General features: G+C 63.4%; 15 protein-coding genes and 1 pseudogene. 15 read left to right on the top strand and 1 reads right to left on the bottom strand.

What is annotated here, in order from left to right; all coding sequences use genetic code 11:
- Together DIE12_RS12880 and DIE12_RS12875 are read left to right on the top strand one after the other, a co-directional pair.
- Nucleotides 1-126: pseudogene (locus DIE12_RS12880) on the top strand (lipoyl synthase); the annotation flags it as partial.
- A 225-nt stretch (nt 127-351) separates the two neighbouring features.
- Entirely contained in the window at nt 352-1,821 is a 1,470-nt protein-coding gene (locus DIE12_RS12875; RefSeq protein ID WP_185641244.1) for an APC family permease, read from the top strand.
- Nucleotides 1,822-1,893: 72 nt separating this feature from the next.
- On the opposite strand, the gene DIE12_RS12870 is transcribed toward DIE12_RS12875, so the two are convergent.
- Nucleotides 1,894-2,787 carry a LysR family transcriptional regulator gene (locus tag DIE12_RS12870; protein WP_124551289.1) on the bottom strand — a complete coding sequence of 298 codons (894 nt, stop codon included), beginning with the start codon at nt 2,785-2,787 and terminating at the stop codon, nt 1,894-1,896.
- Nucleotides 2,788-3,335: 548 nt separating this feature from the next.
- On the opposite strand from DIE12_RS12870, the gene DIE12_RS12865 reads away from it, so the two are divergent.
- The 13 genes from DIE12_RS12865 (at nt 3,336) to DIE12_RS12805 (ending at nt 15,252) form a co-directional block, all read left to right on the top strand.
- Nucleotides 3,336-4,313, top strand: coding sequence for a thiamine pyrophosphate-dependent dehydrogenase E1 component subunit alpha (locus DIE12_RS12865; protein ID WP_050011217.1), 978 nt, complete (start codon nt 3,336-3,338; stop codon nt 4,311-4,313).
- A 12-nt stretch (nt 4,314-4,325) separates the two neighbouring features.
- Entirely contained in the window at nt 4,326-5,333 is a 1,008-nt protein-coding gene (locus DIE12_RS12860; RefSeq protein ID WP_048985726.1) for an alpha-ketoacid dehydrogenase subunit beta, read from the top strand.
- A 6-nt stretch (nt 5,334-5,339) separates the two neighbouring features.
- Nucleotides 5,340-6,461, top strand: a complete 1,122-nt coding sequence (locus tag DIE12_RS12855; protein WP_089489197.1) for an acetoin dehydrogenase dihydrolipoyllysine-residue acetyltransferase subunit — start codon at nt 5,340-5,342, stop codon at nt 6,459-6,461.
- A gap of 35 nt (nt 6,462-6,496) precedes the next feature.
- Complete coding sequence (locus DIE12_RS12850) at nt 6,497-7,294, top strand: SDR family NAD(P)-dependent oxidoreductase (protein ID WP_260429025.1); 798 nt, start codon at nt 6,497-6,499, stop codon at nt 7,292-7,294.
- A gap of 27 nt (nt 7,295-7,321) precedes the next feature.
- Entirely contained in the window at nt 7,322-7,735 is a 414-nt protein-coding gene (locus tag DIE12_RS12845; protein ID WP_124551288.1) for a heme-binding protein, read from the top strand.
- The gene (locus DIE12_RS12840; protein WP_409364551.1) at nt 7,716-8,555 is read left to right on the top strand and encodes a putative hydro-lyase; all 840 of its coding nucleotides are present in this window, start codon (nt 7,716-7,718) and stop codon (nt 8,553-8,555) included. Before DIE12_RS12845 ends, DIE12_RS12840 begins: the two co-directional genes overlap by 20 nt.
- A 16-nt stretch (nt 8,556-8,571) precedes the next feature.
- On the top strand, nt 8,572-8,889 hold the full coding sequence (locus DIE12_RS12835) for a hypothetical protein (RefSeq protein ID WP_124551287.1): 318 nt from the start codon (nt 8,572-8,574) through the stop codon (nt 8,887-8,889).
- 73 nt (nt 8,890-8,962) lie between these two features.
- The gene (locus DIE12_RS12830) at nt 8,963-9,412 is read left to right on the top strand and encodes an OsmC family protein (protein ID WP_124551286.1); all 450 of its coding nucleotides are present in this window, start codon (nt 8,963-8,965) and stop codon (nt 9,410-9,412) included.
- Nucleotides 9,413-9,466: 54 nt separating this feature from the next.
- The gene (locus DIE12_RS12825; protein WP_048985720.1) at nt 9,467-9,763 is read left to right on the top strand and encodes a putative quinol monooxygenase; all 297 of its coding nucleotides are present in this window, start codon (nt 9,467-9,469) and stop codon (nt 9,761-9,763) included.
- Between the two features lie 65 nt (nt 9,764-9,828).
- On the top strand, nt 9,829-10,614 hold the full coding sequence (locus DIE12_RS12820) for a LamB/YcsF family protein (protein WP_060067754.1): 786 nt from the start codon (nt 9,829-9,831) through the stop codon (nt 10,612-10,614).
- Entirely contained in the window at nt 10,607-12,211 is a 1,605-nt protein-coding gene (locus DIE12_RS12815; protein ID WP_124551285.1) for an urea amidolyase family protein, read from the top strand. The genes DIE12_RS12820 and DIE12_RS12815 overlap by 8 nt, the downstream gene beginning before the upstream one ends.
- Entirely contained in the window at nt 12,208-13,920 is a 1,713-nt protein-coding gene (locus tag DIE12_RS12810) for a biotin carboxylase N-terminal domain-containing protein (protein WP_124551284.1), read from the top strand. Before DIE12_RS12815 ends, DIE12_RS12810 begins: the two co-directional genes overlap by 4 nt.
- A gap of 165 nt (nt 13,921-14,085) precedes the next feature.
- Nucleotides 14,086-15,252: a Gfo/Idh/MocA family protein gene (locus DIE12_RS12805; RefSeq protein ID WP_048985716.1), complete on the top strand. Its 1,167-nt coding sequence runs from the start codon at nt 14,086-14,088 to the stop codon at nt 15,250-15,252.
- The last annotated feature ends 15 nt before the right edge of the window (nt 15,253-15,267 follow it).

Genomic DNA, 15,267 nt, shown 5'->3' with positions numbered 1-15,267 from the left:
CCGGATACGTTCAAGATGTACGAGGAAGAGGCGTACAAGATGGGCTTCACGCACGCGGCCGTCGGCGCGATGGTGCGGTCGAGCTATCACGCGGATCTGCAGGCGCATGGGGCCGGCGTTGCGTGAGGGGCGAAACCGGTGCGCGTGATAATGCGCGGTTATCGAAAAACATCGTCAACGGCAATTGGACCCGATCAATTTGGCGGCCGACGATGACCGGGATACGAACCGGACTGAGTACCGCACCGGCCCGAAACCGATGAAGGGTGCCCGGACACATGAACGATCGCGGCGCGATGCAGCGATCGTTCGATCATGCTGACGATATGTTGGAGGCGTAAGGAGATGGAAATGGAGATGGAGATGAAACTGAATGTGGAAGACGTGCAGATAGAAGCGTCTCCGCAGAAGAAACTGTCGGGCAGCATGGGGGCCGTCGGTCTGGCGCTTACCGTGCTTGCGTTCTCGGCCCCGTTGACGACCGTGTCGGGTTACATCCCGTTCGCGCTGATGTTCGGCGGAGTCGGCAGCCCCGTGATATTCGTACTGACGACGCTGGTATTGCTGCTGTTTTCCGTCGGCTATGTGACGCTCAACAATATCGTGAAGCGCCCGGGCGACTTCTATGCGTTCATCAGCTATGGCATCGGAAAGTCGACCGGACTCGGCTCCGGCATACTCGCGGCGGTTTCGTACTTCCTGCTCCTCGCCGGCGTCACGTCGTTCTTCGGCGTCTCGTGCTCGGATCTCGTGCACGACATGACCGGCCTGGCGATTCCGTGGTACTGGCCGACGCTCGCGTGCTGGCTGGTGGTCTCGATGCTGGGATATCTTCATGTCGAGCTGTCCGCGAAGGTGCTGACGTGGGTGATGATTCTCGAGATCGTCGTCTGTCTGGTATTTTCATTCGGTGTGCTGTCAAAAGGCGGCGTGCCGGGTGTTTCCGCATCCGCTCCGTTCATGCCGAGCCAACTGGCGAACAGTACCAACGTGCCGTTCTGCATGCTGTTCACCGTGTCGTTCTTCATGGGGTTCGAGGCGACCGCCTTGTTTCGCGACGAGGTGAAGATGCCGGATCGGACGATTCCGCGTGCGACGTATGGTGCCGTCATCTTCATCGGCGTGATCTACACGCTGTGTGCGTATGCGATGATCATGGCTTACGGGCCGCAGGTTCAGTCGATCGCGGCCAAGACGCCCGCGGCGATGTTCCCTGACGCCTTCGCGAAATTCGTGAGCCCTGGCCTGCACCTGATCGTTTCGGTGCTGGTGATGACGTCGGCGTTCGCGGCAAGCCTGTCCACGCAGAACGTGCTTTCGCGCTATATGCACAACCTGGGCACGGACGGCGCGCTGCCCCGCTTCCTCGGAAAGGTGCACGCGAAGCACGAGTCTCCGTATCTTGCCTCGATGACCGTCTCGGTCATGGTGCTGTGCGTGCTGCTGCCTTTCATTCTGATGGGCGCCAAGCCCGATCTGCTTTACGGGCAGCTCTCCGGCGTCGGAACGTCGGGCATCATCATTCTGATGACCATCGTCAACATCTCGTCGCTGGTCTGGTACGTTCGTCGAGGCAGGCAACAGGGCGTGAGTTTCGCCAAGTCGTTTCTGGCACCGGCGATTTCGTCAGTATTCTTCATCGCGCTGGTTTATCTCGTGGCCGCACATTTCGACGTGCTTGCGGGCGGTGACCCCGGGCAGTACGTGTGGATGTTCTACTGCCTGATCGGTGTGCAGGTCGCGGGCATGGCACTTGCCCAATACTTCAAGCACCGGCGCCCCGAAGTCTTCGAATGCCTGGGGCGCAGCCAGAACGGTTGACGATGACGACAAGCCAGGACTCGCCGAGTCCTGGCTTTTTTGCGCTTGCGCCAAGCAAGCGCGGCGTGGCGCCTAGCGCCCTTCGTAATGCGCGGCGACGTTTTGCGCGAGCCCGGCAACGATCGCACTCAGCGGCATGTCGACGCGGCGAACGAAACTGGCGGTGAACGGCATCACCGGCATCTCGTGGCCGGTGTTGATCCGGCGCAGCCGGCCGCTCGCCAGATGCTCGGCCACGACGTGGTGTGGAATCGCCGCGATGCCGATGCCGTCGAGCGTCATCCGGACGATCGACGACAGCGACGAGTTGCCGAAGATTCTCACGTGATGCAGATGCGACCGATCGAACATCTCCTTCAGCTGCATGTACGGACGTGTCGATCTGGAGAACGTGATGATCGGATGCCGCGCAAGATCGCTCAGCGTGAGGTGGGTCGTGTCGCATTCAAAATCCGACGAGACGATCCAGCTGATCGGATAGCTGCACAACGGCAGATTCTCCGCGTTGCTCGCGTTCACGGGGCCCATCAGGAGCGCGACGTCGATCGTGCCGTCGGCGAGCCCCGCGGTCAGGTTCGGCGTGGCGTCGACATTGACCTCGAGCGTGATCTCCGGGTATTCGATGCTGAGCCGCTTGAGCAGCGCGGACAGCCATGTGTGCACGATCGTGTCGGACGCGCCGAGCTGAACCGTCCCGCTCAGGGCCGTCCGGCCAGCGACGGCCTCGACCATTTCGGCGCTCAGCGAAATCATTTGTTCCGCGTAGACGAGCAGCTGCCTGCCCTTGATGGTCAGGAAGCAACCCCGCTTGTCTCGCTCGAACAGGCGTCCCTTCAGTTGCTGTTCGAGTTGCGCGATGCGCGCGGATACAGCGGGCTGTGTCGTGTGCAACCTTTCCGCGGCACGGTGAAATCCCCCCAGCTGGGCGACGGCGTAAAAGGTCTCCAGGTTTCGAAGATCGATCATGTGGCGAACTCCACCCGCATGGGGAAAAGCGATTCGATCGCGCATATCCGAATGTCGATCGACGATCGGGCGAGGCGACGCATATCCCCGGTGCGGGGAAGGTTCGATCGATCATAGCGACGAAGGTCGGGGTGCTCAACATGGAACACCCGATTCCGGGGAAAGCGGCCGCGCTGCGATTTCTTTCTCCACCTTTAGGTGGACGAACCTCATCAGGCGCATCACTAGAATTTCAACAACGCTGAAACGAACAGTGCATTCGTGGCGGTTGAAGCGAGCAGTCGATGATCGATCGCGATCGCACGGTTCGAGTGTCGACGTGAATTCATGATCGGGATGCGGACTGGCGCTCACGCACTGATAAGAATCGGTGATCGCGCGAAATCGCCAATCACAATTGGACCGGACGAAATTGAACGGTGACGATTGAAATGGCATGTCGGCACTGCTGTCGCGATATTCGTGGGGCGAGCCGGATTTGCAACACGGTCGAGTGTGTCTCGTCGAAGCGCACAGCCACGCACACCATTTAAATTAAGGAGATTGGAATGTCCGCCTTGAAGTTTCCCAGTGAGCGGCTCGTGGACGCTTATCGCGCCATGCGAACGATTCGCCGCTTCGAGGAGCGCGTGATGGACGAGATGGCGACCGGCGACATTCCGGGCAATACCCATCTTTGTGCCGGGCAGGAAGCGAGCGCCGTCGGCGTGTGCCTGCACCTGACGGACAAGGACTACATTTCGTCGACCCATCGCGGGCATGGTCACAGCATTGCCAAGGGATGCGATATCGGCGCAATGATGGCCGAGCTGTTCGGGCGTGCGACGGGAACCTGCGGCGGCAAAGGCGGCTCGCAGCACATCGCCGATCTGCGCAAGGGGATGCTGGGCGCGAACGGCATCGTGGCCGGCGGTGCGCCGATCACGTGCGGCGCCGCACTCACGGCGAAGTTGCTCGGCACCGGTGGCGTGGCGGTTGCGTTCGCGGGTGACGGTGCGATGAACGAAGGCGTGATGTCGGAGAGCTTCAACCTCGCGAAGATCTGGATGCTTCCGATCGTCTTCGTGATCGAGGACAACGGCTTCGGCGAAGCGACGGCGAACTCGTTCGTCTCGGCCGGCAGTTTCACGCGGCGCGCGCAGAGCTACGACATTCCCGCTGCGGAAGTCGATGGCACCGACTTGTTCGCGGTCTACGAGGCCGCCGGCCAGGCGATCGATCGTGCCCGCAATGGCGGCGGCCCGAGCCTGCTGCAGATTCACGTGCCGCGCTACTACGGTCACTACAGCGGAGACCCCGACAACTATCGCACGCCGGAAGAAAAGAAGGCCATGCGCCAGGAGCGCGATTGCGTCGCCAATTTCCGCAGGCAGGTGCAGGAAGGATCGCAAGTGGCCAGCGGCGAGCTGGACGCGGTCGATGCGCAGATCGAGACCGAGATCGACGCCGCCGTGAGTGCTGCGCGCGCAGCCCCGTTCCCGCCGCTTTCGGCACTGACCGCCGACGTTTACGTGAAGTATCTGTAAGGACCCACAGCAATGGCAAAGAAATCGTTCCGTCAAGCGCTGAATGACGCGCTGCACTCGGAGATGGCGCGTGATCCGCGCGTGATCATGATGGGTGAGGATTTGACCGGCGGCGCGGGCGCCAACGGCGTCAAGGATGCGTGGGGCGGTGCTTTCGGCGTGACGCGCGGGCTGCTCGACGCCTACGGCCCCGAGCGCATTCGCGATACGCCGATCAGCGAGGCCGCATTCGTCGGCGCGGCCGCCGGGGCGGCCCTCACGGGTTTGCGTCCGATCGCCGAACTGATGTTCGTCGACTTCGCCGGCGTGTGTCTCGACCAGATCATGAATCAGATCGCGAAGTTCCGGTACATGTTCGGCGGCCGTGCCAAGACGCCGCTCGTGATTCGCGCGACGTACGGTGCCGGCACGCGCTCAGCCGCGCAGCACACGCAGGCGTTCTATCCGATCTTCACGCACATTCCCGGCCTCAAGGTCGTGATCCCGTCGAATCCGTACGACGCGAAAGGCCTGCTGCTCCAGGCGATCCGCGACGACGATCCGGTGATCTTCCTCGAAAACAAGATGCTGTACGACACCGTGGGCGAAGTGCCCGACGGCGCATACACGATTCCGTTCGGCGAGGCGCGGGTGGTGCGGGACGGGAAAGACGTGCTGATCGTTGCGCTCGGCCGCATGGTCGGCGTGGCGGAGACGGCCGCTCGCCTCCTCGCGGCAGACGGCGTGTCGGCATGCATCATCGATCCGCGCACGACGTCGCCGCTCGACGAGGACACGCTGCTCGAATACACCGAGGACATCGGACGAGTCGTGATCGTCGATGAGGCGAATCCACGCTGCAGCGTCGCGACGGACATCTCCGCGCTGCTGGCCGACAAGTGCTTCGACTCGCTGAAGGGGCCGATCCGGCTCGTGACGGCGCCGCACACGCCGGTGCCGTATGCACCGAACCTGGAAGACGCGTACGTGCCGTCGCCGGAAGCCGTCGTGAATGCCGTCAAGTCGATTCTGAAGGGGTAATCAATCATGTCGTTCATTGAAGCCGTCACCATCCCCAAGTGGGGGATGACGATGACCGAAGGCACCGTGCTCGAATGGCACGCGAAGGAGGGAGACAAGGTCGAACGCGGCCAGGAACTCCTCGAGGTCGAATCCACGAAGGTCAACAACGTGGTGGAGGCGACCGTGTCCGGGATCCTGCGGCGCATCGTCATCGACGAGGGCGAAATCGCGCCGGTCGGCGCGCTGATCGGCGTCATCGCCGATGAAGCGGCGACCGAGGAGGAAATCGACGCGCTTGTCGCAAGCTACGCGCATCGCCTGAATGCGGACGACGGCGAGGCGGGCGGTGTGGTCGCACCGAAGGCGGTCGCCGTGTCAGGCGGCAGCGTGAACGTGCTGGAGCTCGGCCCCGAAAGCAACGAAACCGTGTTGTTCATTCACGGCTTCGGCGGTGACCTGTCGACCTGGCTGTTCAACCAGGGCACGCTCGCCGAGCAGTTCCGGACGATCGCGGTGGACCTTCCCGGGCACGGCGCGTCGACGCCGATTACCGGTGGCGGCGTGATCAAAAAGATCACTGTGGCGGTCGAGGAAGCGGCGAGCGCGATCACGTCCGGGAAACTGCACCTGGTCGGTCACTCGTTCGGTGGCGCGATCGCCGCGGCCTTCGCGGCCGCCAACCCGTCGCGTGTCGCATCGGTGACGCTCATCGCGCCGATCGGCCTGGGCAAGGAGATCAACCGCTCTTTCGTGACCGAATTCGTTGCCGCGGAGCGCCGCCGTCCGCTTCAGGCCGCGCTGGAGAAGCTGTTTGCCGATCCGTCGAAGATCACGAGCGAAATGGTCGAGGGCACGCTTCAGTTCAAGCGGCTGGAAGGCGTCCAGGAGGCGCTGTCTGCCATCGCCGACACCATCGCCGACGAAAACGGCCAGGTTCAGACGATCGGTGCGACGCTGGCGGGACTCACCTGCCCCGTGATGCTGCTCTGGGGCGAGCGCGACGCCATCATTCCGGTCCCGCAGGCCGACGGTCTGCCGTCCACGGTGCAGCTGCGCGTGATTCCGGATGTCGGCCACATGCCGCAAATGGAGGCAGCGTCGGTCGTGAACGACGCGCTGCTGGAGAACATTCGTCGCGCCCGATAACCGCTCGTGCCGGGCGGCGGGACGCCGATTCGGCGGTGTGGAGCGGTTATCGGCGCAGTGATCTTGAGGAAACAGTCATGTCAGGACGTTTGACAGGCAAGCGGGTACTTCTGACCGGCGGCGTTGCCAATATCGGTCTCGCCATTCTGGAGTCGTTCGTTGCCGAAGGTGCGACCGTGTCGGTCGTCGATATCGATGAGGTCAAGGGCCGCGCGCTCGAATCCCGGTTCGGCGACAAGGTGCGTTTTTTTCGAACCGACATCTCGAGCGAAGACGAGATCAAGGCCGTCATCGAGAAGTCGTCGGAATGGATGCGCGGCATCGACACGGTGTGTCTGAATGCCGGCGTCCAGCTCTCCGGGCGGATCGAGCAGTTCAGCACCGAGAGCTGGGACAAGGTCTTCGGGATCAACGTGCGCGCCAACTTCATTTTCGCGCGCGAGTCGCTCCGTCACCTGAGAGCCGCGAAGAAGTCGTCGATCGTGATGATGTCGTCGCTCGCGGGCAAGCGCGGCGGCACCGGCCTCGCATGCTACTCGGCGTCCAAGGCGGCCATCATCGGTCTGACGACCACGCTTGCAATCGAGCTCGCGCCGGACGGCGTGCGTGTCAATGCCGTGTGTCCCGGCTGGATCGATACGCCGTTCAATCAACCGGTGATCGATTTCATGGGTGGCCGCGACAAGCAGGAGTCGGTGGTTCGGACGGCTATCCCCCTCGGCCGACAGGCGACGCCGGACGAGGTCGCGCCGCTGTTTGTCTACCTCGCATCGGACGAGTCGTCTTACGTCACCGCGCAGGCAATCAATGTCGATGGCGGCGCGTACAACTGACTGCCGGACAGAATCGGGAAGAAACCAATGAGCAAGCAGATCACATATGAAGCCGCACGGCGGGCGATCGAAGCGGGCGTCGCGAAGGCGAACGAACTGGCGCAGCGCTCGTCGTTGTCGATCGTGGATGCGGGCGGCCACCTTGTTGCGTTCACACGCGTGAACGACGCGGCGTTCGGCACGATCGAAATTGCGCACAACAAGGCGTATACCGCTGCAGCACTGCGGTTCCCTACCGATTACTGGATGAAACTCGTCCAGCCCGGAGCCGCGCTCTACGGGCTCGAGCGCGCGGCGTCCCGCCCGCTGGTCGTGTTCGGCGGCGGCCTGCCGGTGAAGCACGGCGACGAGGTCATTGGTGGGGTCGGCGTGTCGGGTGGTCCGGAGGAAGCGGACGTGGCGATTGCGCGTGCGATGGTTGCTGCGCTCGGCGACAACTGAACATCTTCCTGCAAGGGTGCTTTCAATGGAATCGACTGCAGGTACGCGGGCGATGTCGGCCGACCAGGTTCGGCTGCTGATTCGCGACGGCAAGCTGCGTGCGCCGACGACGGGATACGCCGACGGCTTCATGCAGGCAAATCTGGCAATTCTGCCGAAGACGTACGCGGATGATTTTCGCGAGTTTTGCCGAATCAACCCCAAGAGCTGTCCGCTGGTGGGAGTCGGGCAGCCCGGCAACCCGGGGCTGGACGGACTGGGCGCGATCGATATTCGGACCGACGTGCCCCGCTACCGCGTGTACCGGAACGGGGTTCACACCGATACGGTCGACGATCTGGTCGATCTGTGGCGTGACGATCTCGTGACGTTTGCGCTCGGTTGCTCGTTCTCGTTCGAGAGCGCGATTCTGCAGGCGGGAATCGACATTCGCCACATCAGTGCGAACCGGAACGTGCCAATGTACGTGACGAATATCCAGACGACGGCCGCGGGGCCGTTTCGCGGCCCGATGGTCGTGTCGATGCGTGCGTTCAAGCCCGCCGATGCGATCCAGGCGATCGTGCTGTCGGAACGGTTTCCGCTCGCGCACGGCGCACCGGTGCATATCGGCGACCCGACGACCATCGGGATTCGCGACGTCACCCGGCCGGAGTTCGGCGATCCGCCAGTGATCGAGGCCGGTGACATCCTCGGTTTCTGGGCCTGTGGGGTCACGCCGCAGATGGCACTTCAGGCGGCGAAGCCGGATTTTGCGATCACGCATGAACCGGGGTACATGCTCGTCACGGATTTGCCGGCTAACGCGGCGGCCGTGTGAGCCAGGAGTCGTTGCAATGTTCGATGCAGAAATCGCCGCGAAGCTGCTCAATCGCGGCACATCGCAGGCGTCGGACGAATGTGGCAGGCAATACCTTGACGTGTTGCGCGAGGGACAGCTCGATTTTTCTCATCGGATCGAGCGTCTGGACGTAGAGGGCGCCGGTTCCGAGGTTCCTCGCGAAATCGAATGGCTGACATTCGGCGACGGCTCTCGCGCGTTGCGCATTCGTGCCGACGATGCGCAAACGGGCTGGAGCGAATGGGTTTCGATTGTGAAACCCGGCGGCGTCGAATCGATAAATAGTGCGAACAAATATATTGCGGCGCAATGATACGGCGAGACTGTCTCAGCCTGCCCGCAATGGAAATTGACCGATTGGCGGGGAAGCTCGCCGGGAGACACCGATGTCCGAGCATGGCGTCCGACTGGAATGGACGATCGAGCAGCACCACGAGAGGGAAGGGACCTATAGCCGGGACCACCGGGCGATCATCAGCCCGACGGTGACGATCCCTGTATCCGCGGCTCCCGACTATCTCGGGAACGAACGTCTGGCCGATCCGGAGCAGTTGCTCGTCAACGCGCTCGCGAGTTGCCACATGCTGTACTTCCTCGCGCTCTGCGAAGGAAGCGGGTATGCGGTCGCATCGTACTCCGACGATGCAGTCGGGAAAGTCGAGAAAAGCGCGGACGGGTTTCACTGGGTATCCGAAATCGTGCTCAGGCCCCGCGTGACCTTCACGTCCGAAAAGCAGCCGAACCAGGCGCAACTCGAGCGGCTGCATCACCGAGCCCACAAAGGGTGCTTCATCGCCAATTCGATCAAGTCGAAAGTGGAAATCGATCTCGGCTGAGTTTTGACCGGGATCGGTTGCCAGCCGATCAACAAACGTAGTGAGGAAAGTGAGATGAAGAAGGAAGGTCTGGTCGTGGTTGCAACCGTCGTTGCCCGATCCGGCAGCGAAGACGTGCTGCGCGAAGCGTTGAAGGAGCTGGTGCCGTACGCAAGGACGGAGCCGGGGTTCATTCAATACGATCTCCACGAATCCGCCGACACGCCGGGGCAGTTCGTCTTCTACGAAATCTGGGAAGACGAAGCAGCCCTCGAGACCCATTCGAATACCGAGTTCGCAAAGGCGTTCGGCGCACGGGCGGGACAATGGATCGAATCCGTCTCGCTTAGCAAGTTCCGGAAAATCGCGTGAACCGCGCACGAACGCCCGAGCGGCATCGCGTGTTCGTGCACTGAAGAAATCCTGTGGGCAGCGTCATGGTAAGCATTGATTTGAACTGCGATCTCGGTGAGAGCTTCGGCGCCTGGCGGATGGGCGACGATGCGGCGATGCTCGACATCGTGACGAGCGCGAATGTTGCCTGCGGTTTTCATGCCGGCGATCCGGCGGGGATCTATACCGTGCTGCATGAAGCGGCACGGCGCGGTGTCGCCGTCGGCGCGCACGTCGGCTATCGCGATCTGGTGGGCTTCGGACGTCGCAACATGCAGCCATCCCATGCAGAACTGACGGGCGACGTGATCTACCAGATCGGTGCCCTGCAGGGGCTTGCAAAGGCCGCGGGCACGTCGATTCGCTACGTGAAGCCTCACGGCGCGCTGTACAACACGATCGCGCACGATACCTACCAGGCGGCGGCCGTCATCGACGCGATTCTGGCGATCGATCCGACGCTCGTGCTGATGGTGCTCGCCGGCGCACCTGTTGCGGATCAGGCGCGTGAAGCCGGCCTTGCCGTCGTCGGCGAGGCATTTGCCGACCGCGCGTACAACGTGGATGGAAGCCTCGTGAATCGCCGCGCGGAAGGGGCGGTCATTCACGATCCAGACACTGTTGCGCGTCGCATGCTGCGGTTCGTGCAGGAGGGTGTCGTGACCGCGATCGACGGCACGGACATCACGATCGACGCACAGTCGATCTGCATCCACGGAGACAACCCGTCGGCCGTTGCAACTGCTCGCTTGCTGCAAACGCAACTCGCCGCGCGCGGCGTCGCGCTTCGGCCATTTGCCGGGGCGTGCAGGGGAGAGAACCGTGTCTGAGCAGATGCGCATCCTTTCGGCCGGCTCTGCCGGCATGCTGGTCGAGCTCGAGAGTCTCGAAACGACGCTGGCGCTTCTCGACCGGCTGCTCGCGAGCGAAGTGGACGGCGTCGACGAAGTCGTTCCGGGCGCGCGCACCGTGCTGGTTCGCTTCGACCCGGCTGTCATCGATCGTGCGGCGCTGATCGAGCGGCTCGGGCAGCTGGACGTGTCCGTTCGCCGGGAGCGCGGCGGGAGCATGTTCGATATCCCTATTTCCTACGTCGGAGAGGATCTGGGCGAGGTTGCCGAACTGCTGGGATGGTCCGTGGCCGAGCTCGTCCAGCGACATCTGGATGCGGTCCACTCGGTCGCGTTTACCGGATTTGCACCGGGGTTCGCGTATATGACCACCGACGATCCGGGATTCGACGTTCCCCGACGCAAGACGCCTCGAGTGCGCATCCCGGCGGGCTCGGTCGCGATCGCGGGCAAATTCAGCGGGATCTATCCCTCGGATAGCCCCGGAGGGTGGCAGCTTCTCGGCACGACGCAGGTGCCTATGTGGGACGCGACGCGTCCGCGTGCGGCTTTGCTTGCACCCGGCGATCGGGTTCGTTTCCGCGATGCGAGCAAAGGTTCGGCCGTTCCGGTATCGGGGTGGCCGGCGCCGGCGCCGACGCCGGTGCGCCAGGTTTCGGGCACCGGCATTCTGGTGACGCGTGCGGATCGCCCGGTGCTGTATCAGGACCTCGGGCGGCCCCGACAGGCTGACCAGGGTGTCTCCGTGTGCGGTGCCGTCGACAGCGCCGCGCTGCGGCTCGCGAACGCCTGTGTCGGCAATCCGGGCAGTCGCGTCGCGCTCGAAGTGATGTTCGGCGGCCTTTCGCTGGTGCCCGATCGCCCGGTGACCCTCGCAGTGACGGGGGCGCCGTGCCCGATTTCGATTCGCGACGCGAATGGCCGCGTGACGGTGATCCCGCACTCTCGTCCTTTTGCCGTCGATGCGGGCGATGAAGTCACGCTCGATATGCCCGGCCGCGGCATGCGGAGCTACGTCGCACTGCGTGGCGGGTTCGTCGTCGAGCGCACGCTGGGGTCTGCGTCGACCGATACGCTTTCGAGGATCGGCCCGGCGCCGATCGTTCGAGGCGATGTCCTGGTCCCGGCCGACGAGGCCGTTACGTTCGTCGAGCCGGAGCTGCCGGCCGCGCGGACACTTCCGCGCGCAGGCGACGTAGTCGATGTCGACGTCGTCCCGGGGCCGCGCACCGACTGGTTCACCGACGAAGGCGTTGCACGGTTTTTGTCGCAGGAATGGCGCGTCACGCCCGAGTCGAGTCGCGTCGGCATGCGACTGTCGGGCGACCTGGCGCTGGCGCGGCGCGACGACGCGGAGCTACCGTCGGAAGGCACGTTGTTCGGATCGATTCAGGTGCCGCACAGCGGCCAGCCGGTGGTGTTCCTGACCGATCACCCCGTCACCGGCGGGTACCCGGTGATTGCCGTCGTCGCGGCCCATCATCTCGGCATGCTCGGGCAGATTCCGATCGGCGCCCGCATCCGCTTCAACCCGATATCCGCATTCGATCAGCAAGTGAAGGAACTCGTTCGATGAAGAAGCTGCTCATCGCCAATCGCGGCGAAATCGCCATTCGCGTCATTCGCGCCGCGCGCGACTACAACGTGACATCGGTCGCAATCTACTCGGACGCGGACGCCGGTTCGCTGCATGCCGAACTGGCCGACGAAGCGTACGGGCTGGGTGCTGGCCGCCCGGCGGAGACCTATCTCGACATCTCGAAGATTCTGGCGATCGCCCGTCGCGCCGGTGCCGATGCGGTCCACCCGGGCTACGGCTTCCTGTCCGAGCGCGCGGAGTTCGCCCAGGCGGTCATCGATGCCGGACTGATCTGGGTCGGCCCGTCGCCGGAGGTCATCACCGCGCTCGGCGACAAGGTGCAGGCCCGGCGTATCGCATCGAAGGTCGGCGCGCCGCTGGTCAGGGGATCCGACGGGCCGTTGAACAGTGCGTCGGACGCGGTGGCCTTCGCGCGGGAAGTGGGCTTGCCGCTGGCGATCAAGGCCGCGTTCGGGGGCGGCGGGCGCGGCATGAAGATCGTCCGACGTATCGAAGACGTCGCGGAGATGTTCGATTCGGCCGTCCGTGAGGCGACGGAGGCGTTCGGCCGGGGCGACTGCTACGCCGAGCAGTTTCTCGACCGTCCGCGCCATATCGAGGCGCAGATCATGGCCGACCATCACGGCAACACCGTCGTGCTCGGCACGCGCGACTGTTCGCTGCAGCGCCGAAACCAGAAGCTCGTGGAAGAGGCTCCCGCGCCTTTCATCACCGACGAACAGCGCGCGCGCATTCACGACGCCGCGCGCAGGATATGCGCAGAGGCCGGCTATACGGGGGCGGGCACGGTCGAGTTTCTGCTTTCTCAAGACGGTGTCATCTCGTTTCTCGAGGTGAACACGCGGTTGCAGGTTGAGCATCCGGTGACGGAGGAAACCACCGGTGTCGACATCGTGATCGAACAACTGCGCATCGCGGACGGCCTTCCTGTCTCGCTGACGGCGACGCCGGAGCCCCGCGGTCACGCGATCGAATTCCGTATCAACGCGGAGGATCCGGGCCGAGGCTTCCTGCCGACACCAGGCGCGATCACGCGCTTTCGTCCGCCCGCGGGGCCCGGGGTGCGGCTCGACTCCGGTGTCGAATCCGGCTCGCAGATTCCAGGGCTGTACGACTCGCTGATGGCCAAACTGATCATTGCCGGCGATACGCGCCAACAAGCACTCGCGCGCGCCCGTCGCGCGCTCGCCGAATTCGATATCGAAGGCGTGGCGTCGGTGTTGCCTTTCCATCGGGCGGTGCTCGAGGACAAGCGCTTCACCGGCGACGATGGTTTCAAGGTTCATACCAACTGGATCGAAACGGAGTTCGGCGGGGTCGAGCCTTCCGGACGCGTCGCGCCCGTTGACGGAGGCCTGCTGCAGAGCTTCATCGAAATCGACGGAAAGCGTCACACGGTCGGTTTGCCCGCGTCGCTGTTTGCGAACGTCGGTGCCCCACGCGCATTCGATGACACGGTGAAGGCGGAAACGGGTGCCGACATCGTGACCGCACCGGTTCCCGGCACGCTGCAGAAATGGCTGGTGGAAGAAGGGGCGACCGTAGCGGAGGGCGATGCCGTCGCCATCATGGAAGCGATGAAGATGGAGATGCGTGTCGTCGCGCCGAAAGGCGGGCGAATCCGGATCCAGGGGGCAGCCGGACGTCCGGTGGCGGCGGGCGAAAAGATCGCGGTTATCGATTAAGGAGCGAAAGCGACATTGAATCGAGCGTGAACTGTCGAGATGTAAAATATGCATGCCACATCATTCGGAATCCTGAGTGACTGGCGAGAAACCCAATTGATGCCGGAAGCGTCAAGGAATCGGCTGAGTGCGTCACGAGTACGACAGCCTTATTGGAGGAAAACCGTGAAAAAACTGAATGTCGCTCTGGTGGGCACTGGCTTCATGGGCAAGGCCCACTCCATCGCAACTGCCGTGGTGCCGATCCTGTTCGGCTCGCCGGTGGAAATCGAACGCAAGGTCGTGGTCGACATCGACGACGAACTCGCACGCAATGCCGCTGCGCAATACGGGTTCGCCGAGCATGCGACGGACTGGCGCGAAGTCGTGTCGCGCCCGGATATCGACATCGTCGACATCTGTACGCCGAACGACACGCACGCGGCGATCGCGATCGCCGCCGCGAAGGCAGGCAAGCACGTGATGTGCGAGAAGCCGATGGCCATGACGGTAGCCGACGCGGAAGCCATGCATGCGGCCGCGAAGGAAACGGGCGTGGTCACGATGATCTCGTACAACTATCGCCACACGCCGGCGCTGCAGATGGCCAAGCGGTTGATCGACGAAGGGCGTATCGGCGAGATCCTGACGTTCCGCGGCTACTACCTGCAGGACTGGGGCGCGGATCCGAGCACGCCGCTGTCGTGGCGCTTCAACAAGGAGAAGGCAGGCTCGGGCACGCTCGGCGATATCGGCACGCACGTCATCGATGCGGCGCGCCTGCTCGTCGGCGAGTTCGAATCGGTGAACTCGATCGTCAAGACCTTCATCGCCGAGCGGCCGCTGCCGGCGGGCCGTTTCTTCGGCCCGGCAGGTCAGGCATCGTCGGAAAAGGGCAAGGTCGACGTCGACGATATGGCCATGACGATGATCAAGTTCAGCAACGGCGTGTGCGGAACGATCGAAGTGACGCGCAATGCGTGGGGCCACCACAACCAGCTCGGCTTCGAAATCCACGGCACCCGTGGCTCGATTGCGTTCGACTATCAGCGCCTGAACGAACTGCGTGTGGCGTTCGCGGACGATCCGTCGGACGCGTTCGGCTTCCGCACGATCTACTCCGGCCCGCATCAACCGTTCGGCGACAAGCTGTGGCCGGTTGCCGGGATGGGGCAGGGCTACATCGATATCAAGTCGATCGAGTGGTACAACTTCCTGCAGGCCATCGCCGGGAACCAGCCTGCCGCGCCGAACTTCGAGGACGGCGTCCAGATCGAGCGCATCGCGGATGCGATCCTCGTGTCGGGGCAAAGCGGCGTGTGGGAACACATCCAGCAGCCGGCTCGCGGATAACACGGCCGCCGCCTG

The organism is Burkholderia sp. Bp9015 (assembly GCF_003853505.1).
Taxonomy (GTDB): domain Bacteria; phylum Pseudomonadota; class Gammaproteobacteria; order Burkholderiales; family Burkholderiaceae; genus Burkholderia.
Note: the sequence above shows the minus strand (reverse complement) of the source record. Positions and strands in the feature narration are given on the sequence as shown.

Excerpts from the sequence above, each read along its gene's own strand:
- DIE12_RS12875 (WP_185641244.1), top strand. The coding sequence starts at position 352 with ATGGAGATGGAGATGAAACTGAATGTGGAAGACGTGCAGATAGAAGCG.
- DIE12_RS12870 (WP_124551289.1), bottom strand. The coding sequence starts at position 2,787 with ATGATCGATCTTCGAAACCTGGAGACCTTTTACGCCGTCGCCCAGCTG.
- DIE12_RS12865 (WP_050011217.1), top strand. The coding sequence starts at position 3,336 with ATGTCCGCCTTGAAGTTTCCCAGTGAGCGGCTCGTGGACGCTTATCGC.
- DIE12_RS12860 (WP_048985726.1), top strand. The coding sequence starts at position 4,326 with ATGGCAAAGAAATCGTTCCGTCAAGCGCTGAATGACGCGCTGCACTCG.
- DIE12_RS12855 (WP_089489197.1), top strand. The coding sequence starts at position 5,340 with ATGTCGTTCATTGAAGCCGTCACCATCCCCAAGTGGGGGATGACGATG.
- DIE12_RS12845 (WP_124551288.1), top strand. The coding sequence starts at position 7,322 with ATGAGCAAGCAGATCACATATGAAGCCGCACGGCGGGCGATCGAAGCG.
- DIE12_RS12835 (WP_124551287.1), top strand. The coding sequence starts at position 8,572 with ATGTTCGATGCAGAAATCGCCGCGAAGCTGCTCAATCGCGGCACATCG.
- DIE12_RS12830 (WP_124551286.1), top strand. The coding sequence starts at position 8,963 with ATGTCCGAGCATGGCGTCCGACTGGAATGGACGATCGAGCAGCACCAC.
- DIE12_RS12825 (WP_048985720.1), top strand. The coding sequence starts at position 9,467 with ATGAAGAAGGAAGGTCTGGTCGTGGTTGCAACCGTCGTTGCCCGATCC.
- DIE12_RS12820 (WP_060067754.1), top strand. The coding sequence starts at position 9,829 with ATGGTAAGCATTGATTTGAACTGCGATCTCGGTGAGAGCTTCGGCGCC.
- DIE12_RS12810 (WP_124551284.1), top strand. The coding sequence starts at position 12,208 with ATGAAGAAGCTGCTCATCGCCAATCGCGGCGAAATCGCCATTCGCGTC.